Here is a 22,435-nt window from a genome sequence, read left to right as displayed (position 1 = left end):
CGTAGGCGATTCGCGGACAGCTCAGCGCGAGCATGCAGGCAGCGCAGCACGAACGCGGGCAGCGCACGGGCACAGGGCACCGAGCACGCGGACAGCGCACGAGGCACGGGCACCGGGCACCGAGCACGCGGACAGCAGGTGCCGGGTCGGTGACCGTTGCACACATTGAGCGGGTCCGCGCAGGCATCGGCTGAGAACAGTGGTCGGGTGCGCCCCGTGGTGGAGTGAGTGGGCGTGGCGCGGAGTGGTCGGGGGACGCGGTCGCAGCGCCCGAGCAGGCGGAAGGTCGGCCGTCGCGCGAAGCGATGACATAGACGAGTCACCTCTAAAGCGTCGCCGGAACGCATGTTCGACTTGGCGTGGCCACAGTGCGTCGGGCGCGGTGCGGCTTCTGTCCACCGCTCCCCGAGCCGTCCACATGGTTATCCACAGTTTTATCCACAGGAGTGGAGCGGGTGTTGATTACGGGGGCGCCGTTGATGAGCATCGGTTCGTGGGTGAACTGGTGGACACGGTCGAGCTGGGTAGGGCGCTGCGGGCCCTGCGCCGCAGGGCGGATCTGAGCCAACGGGAGTTGGCCCAGCGGTCGGGCGTACCGCAGGCGACCTTGGCGCGTATCGAGTCCGGCCGGGCGAGAGACCCGAGGTTCCGCACGGTCGAGCGCCTGGTGCGGGCCGCCGGCGGCGACCTCGCGATCGGGGTACGCGCCGGGGAGAAACCCGGTGCCTCAGGGGCGGCGCCGGGAGTTGCGGCGCCAGCCGAGGTGTTGCCGGTGTCTGCCGTGCCGCACGACGAGCTGCGGGACGAGGCGGGGCGGCGGTACCCGGCGCATCTGGACGTATGGGAGGTCCGTGAGCCACGTGACTGGCCCGGAGCCTGGTGGGCCGACTGGTACAAGCTGCCACCCGAGCGGTATCCACTGCCTCTCCCACCGGCGACCTACGAGCGGAACCGGCGCTACCGCGACAACCGACGCCGACGCGAGACGGTGCGGCGGACCGTTCGGATACGCCGGGTGACCGGCGCGGACGTGCCGCCCACCGGCTGGCGGTTCGTCGCCGAGCTGCCGGATGGCGAACTCGCCGGCGAGCTACGGGCCCACGAGCGGAACCCGCACCTGATGTACGGGCACGGGCGCGAATCCGAGCGGGAGATGGTGCTCGACGGGATCCTCGTGGCGTTCAGCTACCGCCGTCTGGGCATCGGGCGGCGACTGGTCGAGGCACTCGTCGGCGGGATGCGTGATCAAGGCATCGTCACCGCCCATGCGGTCGCCGACGGCCCCGGCATCGACTTGTTGTTGGCTTGCGGGTTCCGCCTCGAGGCGAGCCGGCCGGCGGCGCTGCGGTTCAACCGCGCCTGACCCTTCCACCTTCGTGCTCAGGTCAGGGCTGGGTTCGCGCTCAGGTCAGGGCCGGGGCGGCCTCGGTCAGGGCGGCGAGCGCTTCCCGCATCCGCCACGAATTGCGATCGCGGGGGCCGATCGGGTTGGAGATCGCACGCAGCTCGGCGAAGGGGAGGCCGGCCTGAGCGGCGGCCACCGCCACGCCGTACCCCTCCATCGCCTCGGCCACGGCGTCCGGGTGGCGCTTGGAGAGCAGTTCGGTGCTCACCGCGGTGCCGGTCACCGTGTTGACCGTGAGGACCGGCCCGATCACGGCGTCCGGCAGGGCGGCGCGGAGCGCGGCCAGCAGTTCCGGGTCGGCGACGATGGTGCTGCCGCCGCCCAGCAGGGCGGGCGGCATGCCCAGCGCGTCGATCGGGATGAAACCCTCCGGGGCCTCGGCCCCGAGGTCGGCGGCGATGCTCGCGGTGCCCAGCACCGTGCCGCCGACCGGGACCCGGCCGGCGAAGCCGCCGGCCACCCCGGCGCTGATCACCGCGCGGTACGGCTGTCCGGCCACCTCGGCGAGCGCCAGCGCGCGGGCGGTGGCCGCGGCGGCGACCGCCGGCCCCACACCGACCGGGGTCACGGTCACCGTCGGGTCGGCGAGACCCGCCCGGATCGCGTCCGCCTCGGCGGGTACGGCGGTGACCACCAGCAGACCGCTCACGACAGCGGTCCGCGTGGTTCCCGGTGGCTCTCCTCGTCGCTCCCGCCCGGCCCGGCGACGGACGGGGAGGGGCGGTAGAGGTGGTAGCCGGGCGGGGCGGTGGCGGTGGGACCTGGTTCGTAGCCCGCCGTCTCGCTGGGTGCCGGGGCGGGTGACGTGGGACGTGGGTCATCGGCCTCCGGTGCCGCCTCCTCCGCCTCGGCCAACTCGTCGTCGCCGAGTGGACGGCCGACCAGACGCTCGCCGCGGAGCCGGCCGGCGACCAGCAGACCCCGGATGGCGGCCAGTACGCCCACTCCACCGGCGACCGCGATGCCGGTCCGGCCGTCGAAGGGAACCAACCCGAGCCCGCCGCCGAGGACGAACGCGAGCATCAGCACCGTCTCGGAGTGCGCGAAGGAACTGGCCCGTAGCCGCTCCGGAATCCGCTCCTGGATCGACGCGTCCACGGCGAGCTTGGCGATGCCGCTGAACAGGGCGGCGACCAGGCAGAACAGGGCAACCATGGGAAGCGAGAACTTCACCACGGCGAGCACCGCGACACCGGCCACGATGATCATGCTGCTGGACTGGATGGCGGTCGGCCGGTGGATCCGTAGCCGGGTGCCGATCGCGGTGGCCAGGAAGGTACCCACGACCAGCGCCCCGCCGACCAGGCCCAGGGCCGCCTCGTCGGTGAGTTCGCGGCCGAACGCGGCCGTCGTGAGGTCGCCCTTCTTGATGGCGAAGGCGAGGAAGAGCAGCAGGAACCCGTAGACCGCGCGCAGGGCGGCCGCTCCGATCAGGGTGGCGATCACCAGCCGGCCCGCCGGCCTCCCCCGACCGAGCGGTCGGTCTCCGTTACGGCGACGGCTGAACAGCGCCCGCAGCGGGCGGGGCACTCGTTCCGGCGGTTCCGAGTCGGCCTTGGGCGGCAGCCGCAGCGAGATCACCATGCCGACCAGGAAGATCACCGACGCGACCCGCAACGGCCACTGCGGCCCGAACCAGAAGGCGGCCAGTCCGATCGGGGCGACCAGGCCACCGGCCACCGTGCCGTAGACGCTGGCCCGTGCGCCGACCTGGGACAGGCCGAGCCCCTCCGGCAGCAGCCTCGGCACCGCGGCCGAGCGGGCGACTCCGTACGCCCGGGAGAGCGCCAACACCCCGAAGGCCGCCGGATAGAGCCCGAAGCCGTGGATGTAGTCGCTGATCAGCCAGGCCAGGAAGGCGCGGCCGAGCATGGTGGTGGCCAGCGCGTACCGGCGACCGTGGCGGAAGTGGTCGAGCAGCGGGCCCACCACCGGGGCGAGCATGGCGAACGGCACCATGGTCACCAGCAGGTAGAGCGCCACCTTGCTGCGCGCCTCGCCGAGCGGGACGTTGAAGAAGATCGTCCCTGCCAGGCCGATGGCGATCAGGGTGTCCCCGGCGCAGGAGAGCGCGTGCAGGTCGAAGAGGCGCACCATGCCGGCCTCGCCACCCGCGCCCCGGGCCCGGGCCCGGCCGGCGCGCCGGGTCACCCAGCGGCTGCTGCCGATCGAACCGCGCAGCAGCAGCCGGACGAAGCGGATGCCGGTGCCCACGGTCCGCCCGAGGACGGACCGCTCAGGGCGGGATGACAGCGGCATGTGCACCATCCTCGCCCATCGGATCCGGGTGTGCCGCACCAGTTGAGCAGAAGGTCTCGGGGAGTCCCCGTCGCCGGTCGCGTACGCATGGGGAACAATGGTCTGGTGACCAGGCCCGCCTCCACCCGTGCCGCCCGTCTCGACCAGGTCTGCGCCGCCGCCGTCGAGGTGGCCCGCGCCGGCATCACCGAGGTGGACGCCTCCGACGTCGGCGAGCATCTCCAGGCGGTCGCTGAGGGCGAACGGCTCGTCACGCACTACTTCGAGTGCCGGCTCGCCGGTTACCGCGGCTGGCGTTGGGCGGTCACCGTCACCCGGGTGCCCCGCAGCCGCAACGTGACCATCTGCGAGACCGTCCTGCTGCCCGGCACCGACGCGCTGCTCGCCCCCGGTTGGCTGCCCTGGCAGGAGCGGCTCAAGCCGGGCGACCTGGGTCCGGGTGACCTGCTGCCCACTCCGCCGGACGACGAGCGGCTCGCGCCCGGTTACCTGCTCTCCGACGATCCGGCGGTCGAGGAGACCGCCTGGGAGCTCGGCCTGGGCCGGGCCCGGGTGCTTTCCCGCGAGGGGCGCGCCGAGGCCGCCCAGCGCTGGTACGACGGCGAACACGGCCCCTCGGCGCCGATCTCCACGGCCGCGCCCGCGGCGGCCCGGTGTGGCACCTGCGGCTTCTATCTGCCGCTGGCCGGGCAGCTCCGGCAGGCCTTCGGGGCATGCGGCAACTTCTACGCCCCGGACGACGGTCGGGTGGTGAGCGCCGACCACGGCTGTGGCGCGCACTCGGAGACGCTCATCGAGGCGGCCGAGACGGCCGTCGACGAGATGCCAACCGTGTACGACGACAGCGCGGTGGAGGCCGTCGCGGTCAGCCGTGCTCCCGGGTCGGTCGAGGGGGCCGAGCCGGCGGAGCCGTACGGCCACTCCTGAGCGGACCGGCCACGGCGCCCGCGGGCGCGATGGCCGGCGTGGGTGTGGGCCGGCCCCGGCCGGGCGGCGCGGCGAGTGGACGCGCGGTCAGCGGGCGGCGCGACGGCGGCGGCGGTTCGCGTCGTGCCGCATCATCACCGCGAGGCCCGGGATGCCCCAGAGGAAGCCGGCCAGGCAGATCCAGAGCCAGTTCTCATGCCCGTGCTCGGTCAGCCAGCCGCGACAGAAGAGCAGCAGCACCAGGCCGGCGACGGCCCAGCCGGCCATGCCGGCGAGGGCGAACGGCACCATCGGCGGGTCGAGCGGCTCGGGCCGCGGCGGCTGCTGCTTCGGCACGCGGCAAGCGTACGCGATCAACTTTCCTGGCAGCCCACTGATCTGGGACGATGCGCGCGACGATCGAAGATCACCTGCGAGGACGTGATGGCAGTACCGCCCCCAGAGAACGGCACACCACCCGCCCCTGATTCACCGCGCAACGGATTTGACCGGTTCTTCGAGATATCCGCCCGTGGCTCGACGATGAGCCGTGAGGTACGCGGAGGCCTGGCGACCTTCTTCACGATGGCCTACATCGTGGTGCTCAACCCGCTGATCCTCGGCGGCGCCGCCGACGGTGACGGCAAGAAACTCGCGATCCCGGCGATCGCCGCGGCGACGGCGCTGGTCGCCGGGGTGATGACCATCCTGATGGGTGTGGTCGGCCGGTTCCCGCTGGCGCTCGCCGCCGGCCTCGGCGTCAACGCGCTCGTCGCGTTCGAGATCGCCCCGGAGATGACCTGGGCCGACGCCATGGGACTGGTGGTGATCGAAGGTGTGATCATCGCGGTGCTGGTGCTGACCGGCCTGCGTACCGCGGTGTTCCGCGCGGTGCCGACCCAGCTGAAGACGGCGATCGGCGTCGGCATCGGGCTGTTCCTGACCATCATCGGGCTGGTCGACGCCGGCTTCGTACGCCGCGTGCCGGACGTGGCCAACACGACGGTGCCGGTGGGGCTGGGGATCGGCGGCAAGCTGGCGAGCTGGCCGCTGCTCGTCTTCGTGGTCGGACTACTGCTGACGCTGGTGCTGGTGGTCCGCCGGGTCCGGGGCGCGATCCTGATCGGCATCCTCGGCTCGACCGTGCTGGCGATCATCGTCGAGGCGATCGCGAACGTCGGACCGTCCGTGGTCGACGGCAAGCCCAACCCGAAGGGCTGGGCGCTCAACGTTCCGGAGCTGCCGAAGACCATCGCGGACGTTCCGGACCTGTCGCTGCTCGGCCACTTCAACGTGCTCGACTCGTGGGGCCGGGCCGGCTGGCTGGTCGTGCTGATGTTCGTCTTCACGCTGCTGATCACGGACTTCTTCGACACGATGGGCACGATGGTCGCGGTCGGCCAGGAGGGCGGGATGCTCGACGAGCGGGGCACCCCGCCGCGGACGAAGGAGATCCTGCTGGTCGACTCGATCGCCGCGGCAGCCGGCGGTGCGGCGAGCACCTCCAGCAACACCTCGTACATCGAGAGCGCCGCCGGTGTGGCGGAGGGTGCCCGGACCGGTGTGGCCAACCTGGTCACCGGCGGGCTCTTCCTGCTGGCCATGTTCCTGGCGCCGCTGGTGGTGGTCGTGCCGTTCGAGGCGGCCTCCACCGCGCTGGTGGTGGTGGGTTTCCTGATGATGACCGCGGTCCGGACCATCGACTGGTCCGACTACGAGATCGCGATCCCGGCGTTCCTCACCATCGTGCTGATGCCCTTCACCTACTCGATCTCCAACGGGATCGGGGCCGGCGTGATCACCTACGCGGTGTTGAAACTGGCCAGGGGGAAGGCACGGGAGGTGCACCCGCTGATGTACGGGGTGGCCGCGCTCTTCGTCCTCTACTTCCTGCGCGGACCGATCGAGTCCGTGGTGCTGTGACGCCGCCCCGGGCCGGGCGTCCGGAAGCGGACACCCGGCCCGGGGCAGGCGAAAGTCCTCGTGAGCCTGGTCATATCAGATGTCGTTAGCCAAGCTCATTAGTTAAGCTAACTATCGTGACGGAGCGGACGGTGACTGCGAAACGCGTGCCACCGGCGCAGCTGGCCCCCCAGCTGCGTGATGCGATCACCCGACTCAGCCGGCGGGTCAGACAGGCCCGGCCGGTCGGCGATCTGACGATCACCCAGCTCAGCGCGCTCACCAGCCTCGGGCTGGCAGGCGCGCTGACGCCACGGGAACTGGCCGATGTGGAACGGGTGCAGCCACCGACGATGACCCGGATCGTGGCGAAGTTGGAGGAGCGCGGCCTCGTGCAGCGCACCCCCCATCCGACCGACGGACGCCAGGTCATCCTCGCACCGACCGAGGGAGGGCGGGCGATGCTCGAGAAGTTCGAGCGCGCCCGTAACGAGTGGCTGGCCAACCGGCTGGCCGAGCTCAGCGAGGTCGACCGGGAGACGCTGGGGAAAGCTGCCGAGCTTCTCCAGCAGATCGCTCGCGCCTGACTCGCACCCGCGCCATCGGGTCCGCGCCGTCCGCCGTGGATGACGCGTACGACTCGAGGAGGCGCTACCAAGAGTGCAGGCCAGGCTGAGCACCATGTTCCAGTCCCTACAGGTTCGCAACTACCGGCTCTTCGCCACCGGACAGCTGATCAAACTGCTCGGCGTCTGGATGATGTACATCGCCCAGGACTGGCTCGTCCTCGACCTCTCGGACAACTCCGCGACCGCGCTCGGCGTGGTGACGGCCCTGCAGTTCACCCCGGTGCTCCTGCTCACCCTTATCTCCGGCCGCCTCGCCGACCGGTACGACAAGCGCATCCTGCTCTTCGTCGCCAACACCTTCTGGACCGTGCTGGCGCTCGGCATGAGCATGCTGGTCATCACCGGCCTGGCTCAGCTCTGGCACGTCTTCGCGTTCGCCCTCCTGCTCGGCGTCGCCAACGCGGTGGAGACTCCCGTCCGGCAGTCCTTCGTCTCCGAACTGGTCGGCGTGCCGCTGCTGCCGAACGCCCTCTCGCTCAACGCCGCCGTGTTCAACTCCGCGCGGATCATCGGCCCGGCCATCGCCGGCGTGGCCATCGCCGTCTTCGACGTCGGTCCGGTCTTCATCATCACCGCGGTCAGCTCGATCGCGCCGCTGGTGAACGTGGTGCGGATGCGTACGTCCGAGCTCTACCGGGACGCCCTGCCGCCGCGGGACGAACGTGCCGAGGCCCGGGTGATCGACGGGTTGCGGTACGTCTGGCACCGCCCCGACCTGCTGCTCCCGATGGTCGTGATGTCGGTGATCGGCATGTCGTTGTTCAACTTCCAGCTCACCCTGGCGGCGCTGGCCAAGACCGTGTTCCACACCGGCGCGGCCTCGTTCGGCCTGTTCACCACCGCGCTCGCGCTCGGCGCGCTCGGTGGGGCGCTCGCCGGCACCGGGCGGCGCAGCCGGCCGTCCATCTGGCTGGTGCTCGGCGCCGCCATCGCCTGCGCGAGCTTCGGCACGCTGGTCGGCCTCTCCCAGGTGTACTGGCTGGTGGCCGTCCTGCTGGTGCCGACCGGATTCTTCATGGTCTTCTTCGCCCAGGCGGCCAACCAGCGGGTGCAGCTCGGCGTGGACGCCGCGTTCCGGGGCCGGGTCATGGCCCTCTGGGTGCTGGTGTTCCTCGGCACCAACCCGGTCGGCGCGCCCGTGATCGGTTGGGTCGCGGAGACCTTCGGTGCCGGGGCCGCCATCTGGATCGGCGCGCTGATCTCGCTGGCCACCGCGCTGCTCGCGCTGGCCTGGCAGCTGCGCCGCTCCGGCGCCCGGCTCCGGTTCCAGGTGCTGCCGATGCCCCGCTTCTACGTGACGCAGACGGAGAGCTGAGCCGGAAGAGGCCCCTGTTGTCGTGCGAACTCACGCGGCAGGGGCCTCTCCTAACACATCTGGCGGGCCGAAGCGTCCCGATGCGCGGATGGCGCGGATGCCGCCATTCCGGTGGCGGAGCGGCAGGGCGGAGCTTAGCGTCGATGCGTGGAGCTCGGACGCGCACTGTTGCTCGCCCTGGCGTTCGTCGCCGTGGCGAGTCTGCCTGCGTTGATCGCCCTGCTCTTCTGCGCCGACGAGATCATCGACCGGGTGGCCTGCGGCTTCGCCGAATGGCGCGAGCGTCGGCGGGAGCGGCGCGTCATCGCCCGGCTGGACCGGGCCGTCGAGGCCGACGCGTTGACCCGTGACATCGACCTGTCCGAATTCGACCGGGAGGACCGGAGGCCGCTGGAACAGCTCGCCACCGACCTGCGCCGGCTGGGCGGCCAGCGACTCGGGGGCACCGGCCGGCCGATGGTCTGGCATGGCGCGGTGCTCCAGGCGTACGACGACCGGCTCCGTCTCGCCTGTCGCGCGCTCGACATCACGGAGCATCTCAGCGAGCTGGACGGCGTCGACCAGGAGATCGAACGGGTCCGGGTGGAGGGGCTGCTGCACGCCGCGGGGCTGAGCCTGCCGGCCGCGCGTGGCGCGCGCCGCCAGCAGCACCGGTGAGGACGTACCCCGGTTGAGGCTCTTCGTCGCGGTCAACCCGCCGGCGGACGTGGTCGCCGACCTGACCACTCAGGTCGCCCGACTCCGGATCGGGGCGGCGGCCGCCGCCGGCACAAACGTACGGCTGGCCGACCCGGCGCACGCCCACCTCACGCTCGCCTTCCTCGGTGATGTCGAGGAGGCCCGGCTGGTCGAGGTGGAGAGCTCGCTCGGGCTCGCCGCCCAGTGGTTCCGCGAGTCGCGGGACGCCGCGCCACGGCTGCGGTTGGGCGGGGGTGGCCGGTTCGGGGAGAACCGGTTCACGATCCTCTGGGTGGACGTACGGGGTGAGGTCGAGGCGATCGCCACCCTGGCCCGGCTGATCCGCTCACGACTGCGGAGCGCACGCCTGCCGTACGACGAGAAGCCCTTCCGTGCACACCTCACCATCGCCCGGCCCGGTGACCGGATGGCGGAGACCGACATCGAGGCGGACCGGGTCACGCTGGATGGCTACCTGGGGCCGGAGTGGCCGGCGGCCGAGTTGTTGCTGATGCGCAGCCACCCCGGCCCCCGACCACGCTACGACCGGCTCGCCGCCTGGCCCCTGTGACCGGGCCCGGGCGCAGGGGCTGTCGGTCTCAGTCCTTCCGGGTGCCCTCGTAGAGGTCGAAGTACAGCTTGTCGAGCTCGTCGCTCCGGTTGCCCAGCGCGCCGGGATCGACGACGTCGTGCCCGATGCCCAGTTCCGCGGGCAGCTCGTGGACGGCCAGCGGGCGGTCGTTCGCCGTGGCGATACGCCGGGCGACGTCCACCGCTTCCCGGCGATCGATGAAGTCGTCGTTCGCCGACGTCACGACCGCCACACTCGTCAGTCGCGGATTTCGCTGGTCCAGATCGAAGTTGCGCGCGATGCGGAGGTACTGGGAGAGCGCGGCGAAGGAGAACCCTTCCGAGTTGGTCCGGTCCGGTAGGAGATGGAAACCGAAGAGCACGATCGTGGGTTTGACCACGAAGCCGGGCGCCTGCGCACTGTTCGGCTTGTAGAAGGGTGACAGCACCAAGAGGTGACGCACCGCGTCGGGGCGCCGGCCCGCCAGCCAGGTGGCCAGCACTCCGCCGCCGGAGATGCCCACGACTCCGACGTCCTCGCCGAGCCCGGTGACGAGGTTCAGCGCGTCGTTGGCGTAGGTGACCAGCTCGGTGGCTTCGAGCTTCGTGTGCGCCAGCTCGTCGGTGACCCCGTGGCGGGGCGCCCGGGGCACCCAGACGTTGTATCCCTCGTCGAAGTAGCGCTTCGCCAGGCCGGCGTACTGCTTGGGGCAGTCGGTGTAGCCGTGCAGCAGCAGGACGGCCTTGGCTGTCCTGGTGCCGTGCGACATCACGACGCTGCGGCACTCCGGGCGTACGTCCGGATCCGCGGTCTCAGCCGCGACGACCTGCTCGGCCTGACCGAGGGCAGCGTCGAAGGTGAGGGCCTTCGGGGTGGCGCGCTGCAGGTCGGTTCCGCCGAGCGGCCAGGCGTAGAGGACGATGGCCGCCAGGACGACGAGCGCGAGCAGCGCACTGAGGGTGACGCCGACCCGGCCGAGCGCGGTCCGCCGGGGCGGGCTCTTCTGCTGTGCGATGTCGAGGGTCAAGAGGCGCGCCTTCCACGTGAGGGGACAACGTGGACACGCGGGCGAACCGGTTGCGGTTCGGGCGCTCTACTGTGTGCTGGCTCTCCTCCGGAAGGGTGGGCCGATCCGCCCACCCTTCCGGAGGCGCGTCAGGAGAAGTTGCCCGGCCGCAGGTGGGTCAGGAGGACTCGCGGGCGGCCGGGCCGCTGCCGAAGAGGACGTCGTCCCAGCTCGGCAGGCGCTTGCGTGGCTTGCCCGAGTTGTCGGTGGGCTCGCTGCCCGCGGCGGCCGCCGCCCCGGTGCGGCGCGGCCGGAGCACCGCCAGCGACGGCACGGCCGGCACCTCCTTGGGCGCGTCCGAGTCGTCGTCGAAGGCCGAGCCGGGCCCGCCGCCGAGCAGCGCGGCGGCACCGCCCGCGACGGCTCGCTGCCGGGGCGCGTCGGACCCCGCGAGCGCGGCGGGCGTACGCGGCTCCAGGCCTCGGCCGGAGGAGCCACCCAGCGGCCGGTCGAGGGATGCGAGCAGGGCGTCCCGCCCGGCCCGGATCGGATCCCGACCGGGGCGGGAGTGCTCGGCGGGCGCCGGCAGCCCGTGCCCGCCTCTGCTCGGCTCGCTGCGGGTCGGCCCGGGCAGGGCGTGCCCGCCCCGCTCCGGCGGATCCTGGCCGAGGATCGGCGTGGGCCGCTCGGCGCAGAGGTATTGCGCCATGTCGTCGTGCGGGGCGACCGCCTGTCGGGTCTTGTCGAGGACCCAGATCGCCTGCGCGGTGGCCTTGCCCGACGGCCAGGTGGCGATGATCCGCCAGGTGCCGTCGTCACGCCGGTACGCGTCCCAGGAGATCTTCTCGGTGTCGATGCCGTGCTGGGCCAGCCGGTCGTTGACGACCTCGGCGAGTGGCGTCGGCTTCTCCGCGCCCTTGAGCCGGGTGCGCCGAGCGTGCTGGGCGAGCATCGCCCGCTCCTGCAGCACCGGGCCGGCGTAGCGCAGCACCCGGTCGACCGGCACTCCGGCGATCCGGGCGACGTCCTCGGCGGACTCACCGGAGCGGATGCGGGCCTGGATGTCGCGTGGGGACAGGGACGGGATCGGGTCGGCGGCAGCGGGCGCCACCGTGAGCGGCGGGGCGCCGGGCTCGGCGTGCAGCGCCGTGCTCACCCGCTCGTCGATGGGTAGCGCGAGCAGCCGCCCCACCTCGTCGGCGAGCACCAGGGCCTGGCCGTCCTCGGAAAGGGCGACGAAGCGTACTGGGCGCATAGCGTTGCCTCCGTCCCGCTTCGTTGGCCGCACGCCACGAGCCAGCCACCCGGGCGTCTCGCACCACCGTACGCTCATCTGCCTGCAGGTGGGGGATGCGACACCCGCATGTCGTGGATGACCTGCGGCGATGATCACGGTGGGTGGCCGCCGCGCCGAGCGGCGGCCACCCACCGTCATGTCGATCAGAGTCGCTCGACCACGTAATCGATCGACGCGGTGAGCGCCTCCACGTCGGCCGGCTCGATGGCCGGGAAGAGCGCGACCCGCAGCTGGTTGCGGCCCAGCTTGCGGTACGGCTCGGTGTCCACGATGCCGTTGGCGCGCAGCACCTTGGCGATCGCGCCCGCGTCCACCCCGTCGGCGAAGTCGATGGTGGCCACCACGTTGGAGCGCAGTGCCTGGTCGGCGACGAACGGCTTGGCCACCTCCGAACGCTCGGCCCAGCCGTACACGATGGACGCGCTCTCGGCCGTCCGCTTGGCGGCCCAGGCCAGCCCACCCTGCTCGTTCATCCAGTCGGTCTGCTCAGCGGCCAGGAAGATGGTGGCCAGGGCCGGGGTGTTGTAGGTCTGTTCGAGACGCGAGTTGTCGATGGCGGTGACCAGGTCGAGGAAGGCCGGGATGTAGCGCCCGGACGACTTGATCTCCGCGGCACGCGCCAGCGCGGCCGGCGACATCAGGGCGAGCCAGAGCCCGCCGTCGGAACCGAAGCACTTCTGTGGTGCGAAGTAGTAGACGTCCGTCTCCGCGAGGTCCACGTCCAGGCCACCCGCGCCGGAGGTGGCGTCGACCAGCAGCAGCGAGCCCTCGTCCGCGCCGGACACCCGGGAGATCGGCACCGCCACGCCGGTGGAGGTCTCGTTGTGCGGGGTCGCGTAGACGTCGACTCCCGCCTCGGCGACCAGGCCCGGTGCGCTGCCCGCGTCCGACTTCCGGACGGTCGGCTCGCCGAGGAAGGGCGCGTCCTTGACCGCCTTGGCGAACTTGGCGCCGAACTCGCCGAAACTGGCGAACTGCGCCCGGTCGCGGATGAGACCGAACGTGGCGACCTCCCAGAAGGCCGTCGTGCCACCGTTGCCGATGATCACCTCGTAGCCGTCCGGCAGCGAGAAGAACTGGGCGATGCCGCTGCGCAGCCGGGCCACCTGGTCGCGGACCGTCTTCTGCCGGTGCGAGGTGCCGAGGTAGCTGGTGGCCACGTCGGCGAGGGCGGACACCGCCGCCGGGCGGACCTTGGACGGTCCGCAGCCGAACCGCCCGTCGGCGGGCTTGATCTCGTCGGGAATCCGGATGGTCGGTGCGTCAGCCACGGTTCTCAAGATCCTTCCGCGTGGGCCGGGGCCCGGTGAGCTGGCGGGCGCGGAGCACCGGCGGCGCGGGCACGCGCCGACCGGGATCCGAGCCCGGTCCGGCGGCACTGCCGAAATGACATCCTCCCATCCCGGCACCCGGGCCCGAGCCTCGGTCCCGCCTGCCGGGTTGAGGCGTGCGCCACAGCTGTCGGCGGGCTCGGCGTCGGCCGGCAGGGCACGCGCGGGCGGACGCCGGCGTGCGGGGCGGGCGGCACGGTCATTGTGCCGCACGCACGGTGACTGAACGGGAAGGATGCGGAGGGTGACGGATCTCCGGGGTGCCGGGGAGCCTCCTTCGGCCTTTGCTCTGCACCCCTCGACGCACCACCCCGATTGACCTGGGGTTCCGTTGACAGTCCGCGAGCTGTGCCGGGAAACGGCGGATGCGGAGAGTGACTGGCGCTTATAGGGGTGCAGAGCAAAGGAGGCGAAGTGCACTTCCGGGTCGGACCGACGCCTCACACAACGTCACATCGAGGGGCGGCCCATGGCCCGCGACGCCGGCCGCGACGCCCGCTGGGCCCCTCGACCAGACTTCAGACGCCGTGCGGGATGGCGTCCCAGCCCTCGACCTCCTGCGGCTTGCGCGGGCTGTGGCCGATGTACCGGGCGGACGGCCGCACCAACCGCTGGAGCTTCTTCTGCTCCAGGATGTGGGCGCTCCAGCCACCCATCCGGGCGCAGGTGAACATCGAGGTGAACATGTGCGCCGGCACCTCGGCGAAGTCGAGCACGACGGCCGACCAGAACTCGACGTTGGTGGCGAGCACCCGGTCCGGCTTGCGGTTGTGCAGTTCCTCCAGGGCGGCCTTCTCCAGCGCCTCGGCCACCTCGAAGCGGGGCGCGCCGAGCTCCTTGGCCGTCCGGCGGAGCACCCGCGCGCGCGGGTCCTCGGCCCGGTAGACCCGGTGGCCGAAGCCCATGAGCCGCTCGCCGCGGTCCAGCACACCCTTGACGTAGCCCTCGGCATCGCCGCTGCGCTCGACCGCCTCGAGCATGGTGAGCACCCGGGACGGCGCGCCACCGTGCAGCGGGCCGGAGAGGGCGCCAATGCCGGAGGAGATGCAGGCGGCGGCGTCGGCGCCGGTCGAGGCGACGATCCGGGCGGTGAACGTCGAGGCGTTCAGCCCGTGCTCGGCGGCCGAGATGAAGTAGGCGTCGACGGCCTTGACGTGCCGGGGGTCCGGCTCGCCGCGCCAGCGCTTCATGAAGCGCTCGACGATCGTGGACGCCTTGTCGATCTCCTTCTGCGGCACGGCCGGCAGGCCGAGGCCACGGGCGGACTGGGCGACGAAGGAGAGCGCGGTCACCGAGACCCGGGCGAGGTCCTCACGGGCCTGTTCGTCGGTGATGTCGAGCAGCTGGTCGAGGCCCCAGTACGGGGCGAGCATCGCGACCGCGGACTGCACATCGACGCGGATGTCACCGGAGTGCACCGGAACCGGGAACGGCTCGGCGGGCGGCAGGCCCGGCCCGAACCGGCCGTCCACCAGCAGGGCCCACACGTTGCCGAAGGAGACCTGGCCGATCAGATCCTCGATGTCCACCCCGCGGTAGCGCAGCGCGCCACCCTCGCGGTCTGGTTCGGCGATCTCGGTCTCAAAGGCGACGACGCCCTCCAGCCCCGGTTTGAAGTCAGCCATGTCGCTCTCCTGGCTCTGGTCGCCGCCCGGTTCGGCCACACGCGGCCCGGTCGGTCGAGCACCTTGGGCGACCCTTGGGGATTCGTTCGGAACATCTTGCCTGCTGAGTAACCAAGTCCGCGACCCGCTGCGACTGTGCTGCATACGACATCCCCGGACGCGCATCCGGTTCGCGCCTGGGCAAGACTGGGACGGTACGGGCTGGCCAGCCTTGACGAGCGTGCGCCGGCCCGGTGAAAGGGAGTAGAAACGTGACGGGCGACACACCAGCCCCGGCCGCGATGCGTAACGAGTACGCCGCGGACCGGGGCCTTTCCGAGGCTGACCTGGCCGGTGACTGGCACGCACAGTTCGCCCGCTGGTTCGCCGACGCCGTGGCCTTCGGGCTGCCCGAACCGAACGCCATGGTCGTCGGCACCGCGGACGCCGCCGGGCGGCCCAGCGGGCGCACCGTGCTGCTGAAGGGCTTCAGCCCGGACGGCTTCGTCTTCTTCACCAACCACGCCTCGCGCAAGGGCACCGAGGCGGCCGCGAACCCGTACGCCAGCCTGGTCTTCCCCTGGTTCCCGATGCAGCGCCAGGTAGTGGTCGCCGGCACCGTGCAGGAGGTGCCGCGGGCGGAGACCGAGGCGTACTTCGCCACGCGGCCCCGTGCCTCGCAGTTGGGCGCCTGGGCCAGCCCCCAGTCGCAGGTCATTCCGGACCGGGCGGCGCTCGAGGCACGCTTCCGGGAAGCGGCGGAGCGGTTCGCCGACGACGCGCCGATCCCGGCCCCGCCGCACTGGGGCGGGCTGCGGGTCCGTCCGGACTCGGTGGAGTTCTGGCAGGGTCACGCCGGTCGGCTGCACGACCGCCTGCGGTTCCGGCGTACCGACGCCGGTGACTGGATCGTCGAACGGCTCGCCCCGTGACGGAGAAACAACGTGCCGGGGTGCGCCGCTGGGCGATCGACCTGCGGCCGCTGAAGGTGCCGGACTACCGGCGGATCTGGCTCGGCAACGGCGTCGCGATGTTCGGGTTCCAGTTCACCGCGGTGGCCGTGCCGGTGGAGATGTACGACCTCACGAAGGCCTCCCTCTGGGTGGGCCTGCTCGGTATCGCCGGTTTCGTACCCTTGCTGATCTTCGGCCTATGGGGCGGCGCGGTCGCCGACGCCCGGGACCGCCGAAAGGTGCTGCTCGGTGCCGGCACGCTGCTGTGGGCGTCCACCCTCGGGCTGCTGGCCCAGTCGCTGCTGCACGTGGGCAGCCCGGTGCTGCTGCTGATCCTGGTGGCCGTGCAGTCGGTCGCGTTCGCGATCACCTCGCCGGCCCGCAGCGCGATCCTGCCGCGCCTGGTGCCGGACGAACTGGTACCGGCGGCCAGCACGCTGAACTACACCACCTTCACGGCCGCCTCGGTGGTCGGTCCGCTGGCAGCCGGTCTGATTTTCTCGTCCTGGGGTGTCGACGTCGGCCTGCCGATCGCGTACGCGGTCGACGGGCTGCTCTTCACAGTCTCGCTCTGGGCCACGCTGCGACTGCCCGCGCTGCCGCCCGAGCCGGACCCGGACGGCGACGGCACGCCCCGCAGGGCGGGGCTGGCGAGCGTCGTGGACGGTTTCCGCTACCTGGCGACCACACCGGTGCTGCTGCTCTCGTTCGCCGTCGACCTGATCGCGATGATCCTGGCCATGCCCCGGGCGCTCTTCCCCGAGATCGCCCAGGAGCGGTTCAGCGACGGTGCGGTCGGCTGGCTGTACAGCGCCATCGCCATCGGTTCGATGGTCGGCGGCCTCACCTCCGGCTGGATCAGCCGGCTACGCCGCCAGGGGCTCGGGCTGGTGCTCGCGGTCGTCGGGTGGGGAGTGGCCATCGCGGCGGCCGGTTTCGCCCACCAGCTCTGGCTGATGGTGCTGCTGCTCGGTGTCGCCGGCGCGGCCGACCTGGTCAGCGCGGTGCTGCGCCAGTCCATGCTGCTGATCTACGCGCCGGACCGGATGCGCGGCCGGCTCCAGGGGGTCAACACGGTGGTCGTCGCCGGCGGCCCGCGCCTCGGCGATCTACGGGCGGGCGCGATGGCGGCCGGCCTCGGCGGTGGGGTCGCCTGGGTGGCCGGCGGTGTCGCCTCGGCGGTGCTGGTCGTCGTGCTCGCGGTCGCCTTCCCGGCACTGCTGCGGTACCGGGCCGCGACGGCGACCGGCACCGAACCCGCACCGGACGTCGGTGCCGGATCGACGAGCGTGGACGGGCCCCAGGTGGCGGGTCCGGCCGCCACCGACCGGGCGGCGACGGCGTCGGGCGGTGACCGAGAGTGACCGGTTAGGGTCGCCGACATGCACATCCCTGACCAGCGTCCCCCCTCGGGCACCCAGTGGACCATCTCCGCCGCCGGCCACGAGGCCGTCATCGTCGAGGTGGGCGGCGGGTTGCGGACGTACACGCACGACGGCGTCGACTACGTCGACGGGTACGCGGAGGGCGAGCTCTGCCCCGGCTCCGCCGGCCAGGTGCTCGCCCCGTGGCCGAACCGGATCCGGGACGGCCGCTACACGATCGGTGAGCGGACGTACCAGCTGCCGCTGACCGAGCCGGCGCGGCACGTGGCGATCCACGGACTGGTCAACTGGATGCCGTGGCAGCTGCTCGAGCAGTCGGCGGACGCCGTGACCATCGGCTGCGACCTGCCGGCGCAGCCCGGCTACCCGTGGGCGTTGCGGCTGCGCAGCCGGTGGAGCGTCGGGGCGGACGGTCTGCGCGCCGAGCACGAGGTGCGCAACGTCAGCGGCGAGCCGGCCCCGTTCGGCTTCTCCGTGCACCCGTACCTGCAACTTCCCGGGGTGCCGGTCGACGAGCTGGCGATGCGGGTGCCCGGCCGGAGCCGGATCGTGCTGGACAACCGGCTGCTGCCGATCGCCGTGACCGACGTGGCGGGCACCGAGTACGACTGGACGAGCCCGCGCAAGATCGGCGATGCCGTCCTCGACCTGGCCTTCGGTGACGTGGTCCGGGAGGCCGACGGCGGGTCGTCGGTGAGCCTGGCCGCGCCGGACGGCTCGGGCGTGACCATCTGGGCCGACGGGGAGTTCGGTTGGTGGCAGGTCTTCACCGGGGACACGCTGACCGGTGAGCGGCACCGGCGTTCGGTGGCCATCGAGCCGATGACCTGCCCGCCCGACGCGTTCCGGTCCGGCCACGACGTGATCACGCTCGCGCCGGGCGAGACCTGGCGTGGCGTCTGGGGTGTCCGCCCCGGCGCCTGACCGGGAGGGGAGTCGCATGGAGTTCGCCGAGGTGCTGCGGCGCCGGCGGATGGTGCGCAACTACGACCCGGACCGGCCGGTCCCGCCCGAAGTGGTGCAGCGGTTGCTCGACCACGCGGTCCGCGCGCCGTCGGCCGGGTTCGCGCAGGGCTGGGGCTTCCTGCTGCTCGAGGAAGCCGCCGACCGGGAGCGGTTCTGGACGGCGGCCACGCCGGGCGGCGGCGGCCGGGAGCGCTGGCTGGCGGGGATGCGGAAGGCGCCGCTGATCGTGGTGCCGCACGCGAACCGGTCGGTGTACCTGGAGCGGTACGCCGAGGCGGACAAGGGCTGGACGGACCGGTCCACACAGCGGTGGCCGGTGCCCTACTGGTACGTGGACACCGGCTTCGCCGCCCTGCTGATGCTGCTCACGGCGGTGGACGAGGGGCTGGGGGCCTGCTTCTTCGGCATTCCTCCGCAACGGTTGGCGGCGTACCGGGAGGCGTTCGGCGTACCGGAGGAGTTCGAGCCGATCGGCGCGGTGACGGTCGGTTACCGAGCCGCCGACCATCGGTCGCCGTCGCTGCGACGTGGGCGGCGACCGGTCGACGAAGTGGTCCGGCGTGGGCGGTGGAGTTGACCGGCACGCCGGATTCGCCCTGTTGGAGATCGGGCGAGCGGTAGCGAAACTGACATCAGGGAGAAGTACGTGGTGTGCGACAGGCGGCTAGGCTGGCACGGGTCATCCGTGCCGTGCCGTGCGGTGCCACGCCGCGACCCGGCACGGCGCCGCCGGTCGGCCCGGCCACGGGGAGGGAGCGTGCCGTCGTGATCTTCAGAGCGGTTCGGGACGGGCGTCCCTATCCGGAACACAACCTGACGCTCAAGCAGTGGGCGGAGATCCCGCCGCGCCCGCTGCGCCTGGACCAGTTGATCACCACCAAGCGCGAACTGGCCCTGGACAAGCTCCTCGCCGAGGACTCCACCTTCTACGGCGACCTGTTCCCGCACGTGGTGCAGTGGAATGGCGGCCTCTACCTGGAGGACGGCCTGCACCGGGCGCTGCGTGCCGCGCTCCAGCAGCGCAACCAGATCCACGCCCGGGTGCTGGTGCTCTCCGAACCGGTGGAGTGATCCGCTTCTCGCGCCCGCGGCTGAGCCACCGTTAGGGTGGCTGCCATGAGCCCCCGCCCGAGCGCACCGCTCGAACTGCTCGACCTGGACTCCGTGCTCAGCGAGGAGGAGCGGCAGATCCGCGCCGTCGTCCGCCAGTTGATCGACGACCGGGTACGCCCGCATGTCGCCGGCTGGTACGAGCAGGGCAGGTTGCCCGGCCGTGAGCTGGCCCGCGAGTTCGGCAAGCTCGGCCTGCTCGGCATGCACCTGAGCGGCTACGGCTGCGCGGGCGCTTCGGCGGTCGCGTACGGGCTGGCCTGCCTGGAGCTGGAGGCCGGCGACTCGGGGATCCGTTCGCTCGTCTCGGTGCAGGGTTCGCTGGCCATGTACGCGATCTGGCGCTACGGCAGCGAGGAGCAGAAGCAGCGCTGGCTGCCGGCGATGGCCGCGGGTGAGGCGATCGGCTGCTTCGGACTGACCGAACCCGATCACGGCTCCGACCCCGCCTCGATGGCCACCCGAGCCCGCCGCGACGGCGACGACTGGGTGCTCACCGGCGGCAAGATGTGGATCACGAACGCGCCGATCGCCGAAGTCGGGGTGATCTGGGCGCGGACCGAGGACGGCGTCCGGGGCTTCGCCGTGCCGATGGACACGCCGGGTGTGACCGTGCGGGAGATCCAGCACAAGATGTCGTTGCGGGCGTCGGTGACCGGTGAGATCGTGCTCGACGACGTCCGGCTTCCGGCGGACGCGCAGCTGCCGGAGGCGATCGGGCTCAAGGCGCCGCTGAGCTGCCTCACCGAGGCGCGGCACGGAATCGTCTGGGGCGCGCTCGGCGCCGCCCGGGACTGTTTGGAGACCGCGCTCGCGTACGCGGGCACCCGCACCCAGTTCGGCCGGCCGCTGGCCGGCTTCCAGCTCACCCAGGCGAAGCTCGCCGACATGACGGTGGAGCTGCAGAAGGGTTACCTGCTGGCCCTGCACCTGGGCCGGCTCGCCGACGCCGGCCGGCTGCGCCCCGAGCAGGTGAGCGTCGGCAAGCTGAACAACGTTCGCGAGGCACTGGAGATCGCCCGGCAGTGCCGGACGATCCTCGGCGCGAACGGCATCTCCGGCGAGTACCCGGTGATGCGGCACGCCAACAACCTGGAGAGCGTGCTCACCTACGAGGGCACCTCGGAGATCCACCAGCTCGTGATCGGACAGAAGCTGACCGGGCTCGGCGCCTTCGCCTGACCGCTGCCGGGGCACCGCCCCTGACCTGCGGATACGATGTCTCCGTCGGCTCGGCGCGCGGCTGTCGTACGGCGGACGTACCGTCATTGCAGACGGCAGTGTCTGACGAGGACGGTGAGGGCGATGGCCCGCGACGCTGACAGCAACGAGCCCACCAGGGAGTTCCCCGGTTACCCGACCGGCGAGGCGCTCAAGGGCCGCTCCGACGCGCCGCCCGAGGCGTCGGCGACACCGGTGCCCGCCACCCGCCCCGCCCGGGGCCTGCTCTGGGTGCTCGGCGCGGCGGCCATCGCCGTGGTCGTGCTGCTCGGTGTGCAGACCTCCGGGCTGCTTCCCAACTTCCGTAACCCGTTCGCCGAGGAGCGGACGGACCGCAGCCAGCCGACGCTGCTGAAGTCGATTCAGGACCTCAGCCGCTACGTGGCCGCCGAGGGCAACTTCCAGGTGGTGGTCGATCTTCAGAAGGACCGCCAGTACGTGCCCGAGTTCCTGCTCAACGAGCGCACCCTGTTCGTCGGGGCGGGCAGCGTCGAGGCGTACGTGGACTTCTCGAAGATCTCCGACGGCGCGATCGTCGAGTCGGCCGACGGCAAGTCGGTGGAGGTCAAGTTGCCCGCGCCGCAGCTCGGCGAGACCAACCTGGACCTCGAGAAGAGCTACGTCTTCGCGGAGCGGCGCGGCTTGCTCAACCGGTTGGGCGAGGTGTTCGGTGGTGACCCGAACCGGCAGCAGGAGGTCTACCGCCTGGCCGAGGATCGGATCACCGCCGCCGCCCGGGACAGCGGCCTCGGCGCACGGGCGGAGGAGAACACCCGCAAGATGCTGGAGGGTCTGCTCGGCTCACTCGGCTACGAGCGGGTCACCATCACGTACGTAACCCCCTGACCGCCAGCCAAGTCGACGCGCGCCCCATACCCGGCGACGCACGCCGACAGACCCCCCGGCCTCCCCGCCTCCCCCCCCCGCCCCTCCCGGGACCCGGAGTCGGGGTGATCAAGAGGTTTGCGTCAGAGATGACGGTCTCGGCGACGTAAACCTCTTGATCAACGAGAGCTGGGCGGGGGAGGGCGAGGGCGCCGGTTGATCAACGAGAGCTGGGCGGGGGAGGGCGAGGGCGCCGGTTAGCGGGTGGGGGCGAAGTGGCGGTCCTCGTTGGGCATCAGGATCCAGAGCACCAGGTAGACGATCACCTGGGTGCCGGGCAGCAGCAGCGACAGCAGGAACAGCAGCCGGACGGCACCGGCCGACATGCCGAACCGCTGGGCCAGGCCGGCGCAGACACCGGCGAGCATGCGCCCCTCCCGGGGCCGGACCAGTTTGCGACTCATCGTCGTACTCCCACTCTGCGGCGGTGAGTGCCGCGTCTGGAATCCACGGTAGGAACCACCCGCTGTCCCGCCCTCAGTCCGCAGGACGATCGGGGGACCGCGTACCCGTAGGTGGTTACCCGTGTCCGGCCCGAGCGACTCCCCGCAGCCGGTGGGCCCGTCCAGCGTCTCCGGCCCGTCCAGCGTCGCCGGCCTGCCCGGCTCGGCGGTCGGCCCAGCGCCTCCGGCCCGCCCAGCCCCCCGTCTCCGGCCCGCCCGGCTCGGCGGGCTGCCCCACGTCTCAGGCCGGCCCAGCGTCGCCGGCTCTCCCGGCGTCGGCTCGCTCAACTCTGCGGCTGGCCCCGCGTCTCCGGCAGGCCCAGCGTGTCCGGCCCGTCCAGCCCTGCCGCCGCCCAGCGCCCCCGGTTCGGCCGGCGGACACGACGATCGTCTCGTGCCCGGCACCCGACTGTCTCGTCCCCGACACGCACTCGCCTGACATCCGGCAAGGTCACGCTGGAACATGGATGTAGTGGCCTCGCCGGCGGCTGGAGGCCACTGGATCGTTGAAGTAGTGCGATCTTGACCGGCGCCAGCGCCAGAGACGGCGACGGTGCCAGCGACGACGA

The 22,435-nt window shown here is 72.0% G+C and carries 21 protein-coding genes and 1 pseudogene; 14 read left to right on the top strand and 8 right to left on the bottom strand.

Annotated elements, in window-relative coordinates; translation table 11 throughout:
* The first annotated feature begins 493 nt into the window (after positions 1-493).
* Complete coding sequence (locus BXA10_RS13975) at positions 494-1,363, top strand: GNAT family N-acetyltransferase (RefSeq protein WP_076470756.1); 870 nt, start codon at positions 494-496, stop codon at positions 1,361-1,363.
* Between the two features lie 40 nt (positions 1,364-1,403).
* On the opposite strand, the gene BXA10_RS13970 is transcribed toward BXA10_RS13975, so the two are convergent.
* Together BXA10_RS13970 and BXA10_RS13965 are read right to left on the bottom strand one after the other, a co-directional pair.
* A complete protein-coding gene (locus BXA10_RS13970; protein WP_076470755.1) occupies positions 1,404-2,054 on the bottom strand; it encodes a futalosine hydrolase in 651 nt (216 codons plus the stop codon).
* Positions 2,051-3,664, bottom strand: a complete 1,614-nt coding sequence (locus BXA10_RS13965) for an MFS transporter (RefSeq protein ID WP_076470754.1) — start codon at positions 3,662-3,664, stop codon at positions 2,051-2,053. The genes BXA10_RS13970 and BXA10_RS13965 overlap by 4 nt, the downstream gene beginning before the upstream one ends.
* Positions 3,665-3,751: 87 nt before the next feature.
* Here BXA10_RS13965 and BXA10_RS13960 point away from each other — a divergent pair, with 87 nt between their 5' ends.
* Positions 3,752-4,591, top strand: a complete 840-nt coding sequence (locus BXA10_RS13960) for a DUF3027 domain-containing protein (RefSeq protein ID WP_076470753.1) — start codon at positions 3,752-3,754, stop codon at positions 4,589-4,591.
* 87 nt (positions 4,592-4,678) lie between these two features.
* Here the strand turns inward: BXA10_RS13960 and BXA10_RS13955 are convergent, their stop codons facing one another.
* Positions 4,679-4,927: a DUF2530 domain-containing protein gene (locus tag BXA10_RS13955; RefSeq protein ID WP_076470752.1), complete on the bottom strand. Its 249-nt coding sequence runs from the start codon at positions 4,925-4,927 to the stop codon at positions 4,679-4,681.
* Positions 4,928-5,014: 87 nt separating this feature from the next.
* Here BXA10_RS13955 and BXA10_RS13950 point away from each other — a divergent pair, with 87 nt between their 5' ends.
* The 5 genes from BXA10_RS13950 (at position 5,015) to thpR (ending at position 9,665) form a co-directional block, all read left to right on the top strand.
* On the top strand, positions 5,015-6,493 hold the full coding sequence (locus tag BXA10_RS13950) for an NCS2 family permease (protein WP_076470751.1): 1,479 nt from the start codon (positions 5,015-5,017) through the stop codon (positions 6,491-6,493).
* 116 nt (positions 6,494-6,609) lie between these two features.
* Positions 6,610-7,059 carry a MarR family winged helix-turn-helix transcriptional regulator gene (locus BXA10_RS13945; protein ID WP_175649206.1) on the top strand — a complete coding sequence of 150 codons (450 nt, stop codon included), beginning with the start codon at positions 6,610-6,612 and terminating at the stop codon, positions 7,057-7,059.
* 73 nt (positions 7,060-7,132) lie between these two features.
* Positions 7,133-8,416 (top strand): MFS transporter, encoded by a 1,284-nt coding sequence (locus BXA10_RS13940; RefSeq protein ID WP_076470750.1) that lies wholly within the window; start codon positions 7,133-7,135, stop codon positions 8,414-8,416.
* A 147-nt stretch (positions 8,417-8,563) separates the two neighbouring features.
* Positions 8,564-9,073, top strand: a complete 510-nt coding sequence (locus BXA10_RS13935) for a hypothetical protein (protein WP_076470749.1) — start codon at positions 8,564-8,566, stop codon at positions 9,071-9,073.
* Between the two features lie 13 nt (positions 9,074-9,086).
* Positions 9,087-9,665, top strand: coding sequence for an RNA 2',3'-cyclic phosphodiesterase (gene thpR / locus BXA10_RS13930; RefSeq protein WP_076470848.1), 579 nt, complete (start codon positions 9,087-9,089; stop codon positions 9,663-9,665).
* Positions 9,666-9,693: 28 nt separating this feature from the next.
* On the opposite strand, the gene BXA10_RS13925 is transcribed toward thpR, so the two are convergent.
* From BXA10_RS13925 to BXA10_RS13910, 4 genes are all read right to left on the bottom strand, one after another.
* Entirely contained in the window at positions 9,694-10,692 is a 999-nt protein-coding gene (locus tag BXA10_RS13925; RefSeq protein WP_076470748.1) for an alpha/beta fold hydrolase, read from the bottom strand.
* Between the two features lie 157 nt (positions 10,693-10,849).
* Positions 10,850-11,926 carry a septation protein SepH gene (gene sepH, locus BXA10_RS13920; RefSeq protein ID WP_076470747.1) on the bottom strand — a complete coding sequence of 359 codons (1,077 nt, stop codon included), beginning with the start codon at positions 11,924-11,926 and terminating at the stop codon, positions 10,850-10,852.
* Between the two features lie 185 nt (positions 11,927-12,111).
* On the bottom strand, positions 12,112-13,239 hold the full coding sequence (gene serC, locus BXA10_RS13915) for a phosphoserine transaminase (protein ID WP_076470746.1): 1,128 nt from the start codon (positions 13,237-13,239) through the stop codon (positions 12,112-12,114).
* Positions 13,240-13,817: 578 nt separating this feature from the next.
* Positions 13,818-14,924 carry a citrate synthase 2 gene (locus BXA10_RS13910; protein ID WP_076470847.1) on the bottom strand — a complete coding sequence of 369 codons (1,107 nt, stop codon included), beginning with the start codon at positions 14,922-14,924 and terminating at the stop codon, positions 13,818-13,820.
* A gap of 281 nt (positions 14,925-15,205) precedes the next feature.
* Here BXA10_RS13910 and pdxH point away from each other — a divergent pair, with 281 nt between their 5' ends.
* The 7 genes and pseudogenes from pdxH to BXA10_RS13875 all read left to right on the top strand — a co-directional run bounded on the left by pdxH (position 15,206) and on the right by BXA10_RS13875 (position 21,384).
* On the top strand, positions 15,206-15,835 hold the full coding sequence (gene pdxH / locus BXA10_RS13905) for a pyridoxamine 5'-phosphate oxidase (RefSeq protein WP_076470745.1): 630 nt from the start codon (positions 15,206-15,208) through the stop codon (positions 15,833-15,835).
* A pseudogene (locus BXA10_RS13900) lies at positions 15,832-17,112 on the top strand (MFS transporter); the annotation flags it as partial. The gene pdxH and the pseudogene BXA10_RS13900, both read left to right, overlap by 4 nt.
* A gap of 126 nt (positions 17,113-17,238) precedes the next feature.
* Positions 17,239-18,165, top strand: a complete 927-nt coding sequence (locus tag BXA10_RS13895; RefSeq protein WP_076470744.1) for an aldose 1-epimerase family protein — start codon at positions 17,239-17,241, stop codon at positions 18,163-18,165.
* Between the two features lie 16 nt (positions 18,166-18,181).
* On the top strand, positions 18,182-18,784 hold the full coding sequence (locus BXA10_RS13890; protein ID WP_076470743.1) for a nitroreductase family protein: 603 nt from the start codon (positions 18,182-18,184) through the stop codon (positions 18,782-18,784).
* 188 nt (positions 18,785-18,972) lie between these two features.
* The gene (locus BXA10_RS13885) at positions 18,973-19,278 is read left to right on the top strand and encodes a type II toxin-antitoxin system VapB family antitoxin (protein WP_076470742.1); all 306 of its coding nucleotides are present in this window, start codon (positions 18,973-18,975) and stop codon (positions 19,276-19,278) included.
* Between the two features lie 45 nt (positions 19,279-19,323).
* The gene (locus BXA10_RS13880) at positions 19,324-20,499 is read left to right on the top strand and encodes an acyl-CoA dehydrogenase family protein (RefSeq protein ID WP_076470741.1); all 1,176 of its coding nucleotides are present in this window, start codon (positions 19,324-19,326) and stop codon (positions 20,497-20,499) included.
* A gap of 123 nt (positions 20,500-20,622) precedes the next feature.
* Positions 20,623-21,384, top strand: coding sequence for a DUF4230 domain-containing protein (locus BXA10_RS13875; RefSeq protein WP_076470740.1), 762 nt, complete (start codon positions 20,623-20,625; stop codon positions 21,382-21,384).
* Positions 21,385-21,620: 236 nt separating this feature from the next.
* On the opposite strand, the gene BXA10_RS13870 is transcribed toward BXA10_RS13875, so the two are convergent.
* Positions 21,621-21,827, bottom strand: a complete 207-nt coding sequence (locus tag BXA10_RS13870; RefSeq protein ID WP_076470739.1) for a PspC domain-containing protein — start codon at positions 21,825-21,827, stop codon at positions 21,621-21,623.
* Positions 21,828-22,435 lie beyond the last annotated feature (608 nt).

Source organism: Micromonospora avicenniae (assembly GCF_900156065.1).
Lineage (GTDB): Bacteria > Actinomycetota > Actinomycetes > Mycobacteriales > Micromonosporaceae > Micromonospora > Micromonospora avicenniae.
This window is presented reverse-complemented; position numbering and strand designations above follow the sequence as displayed.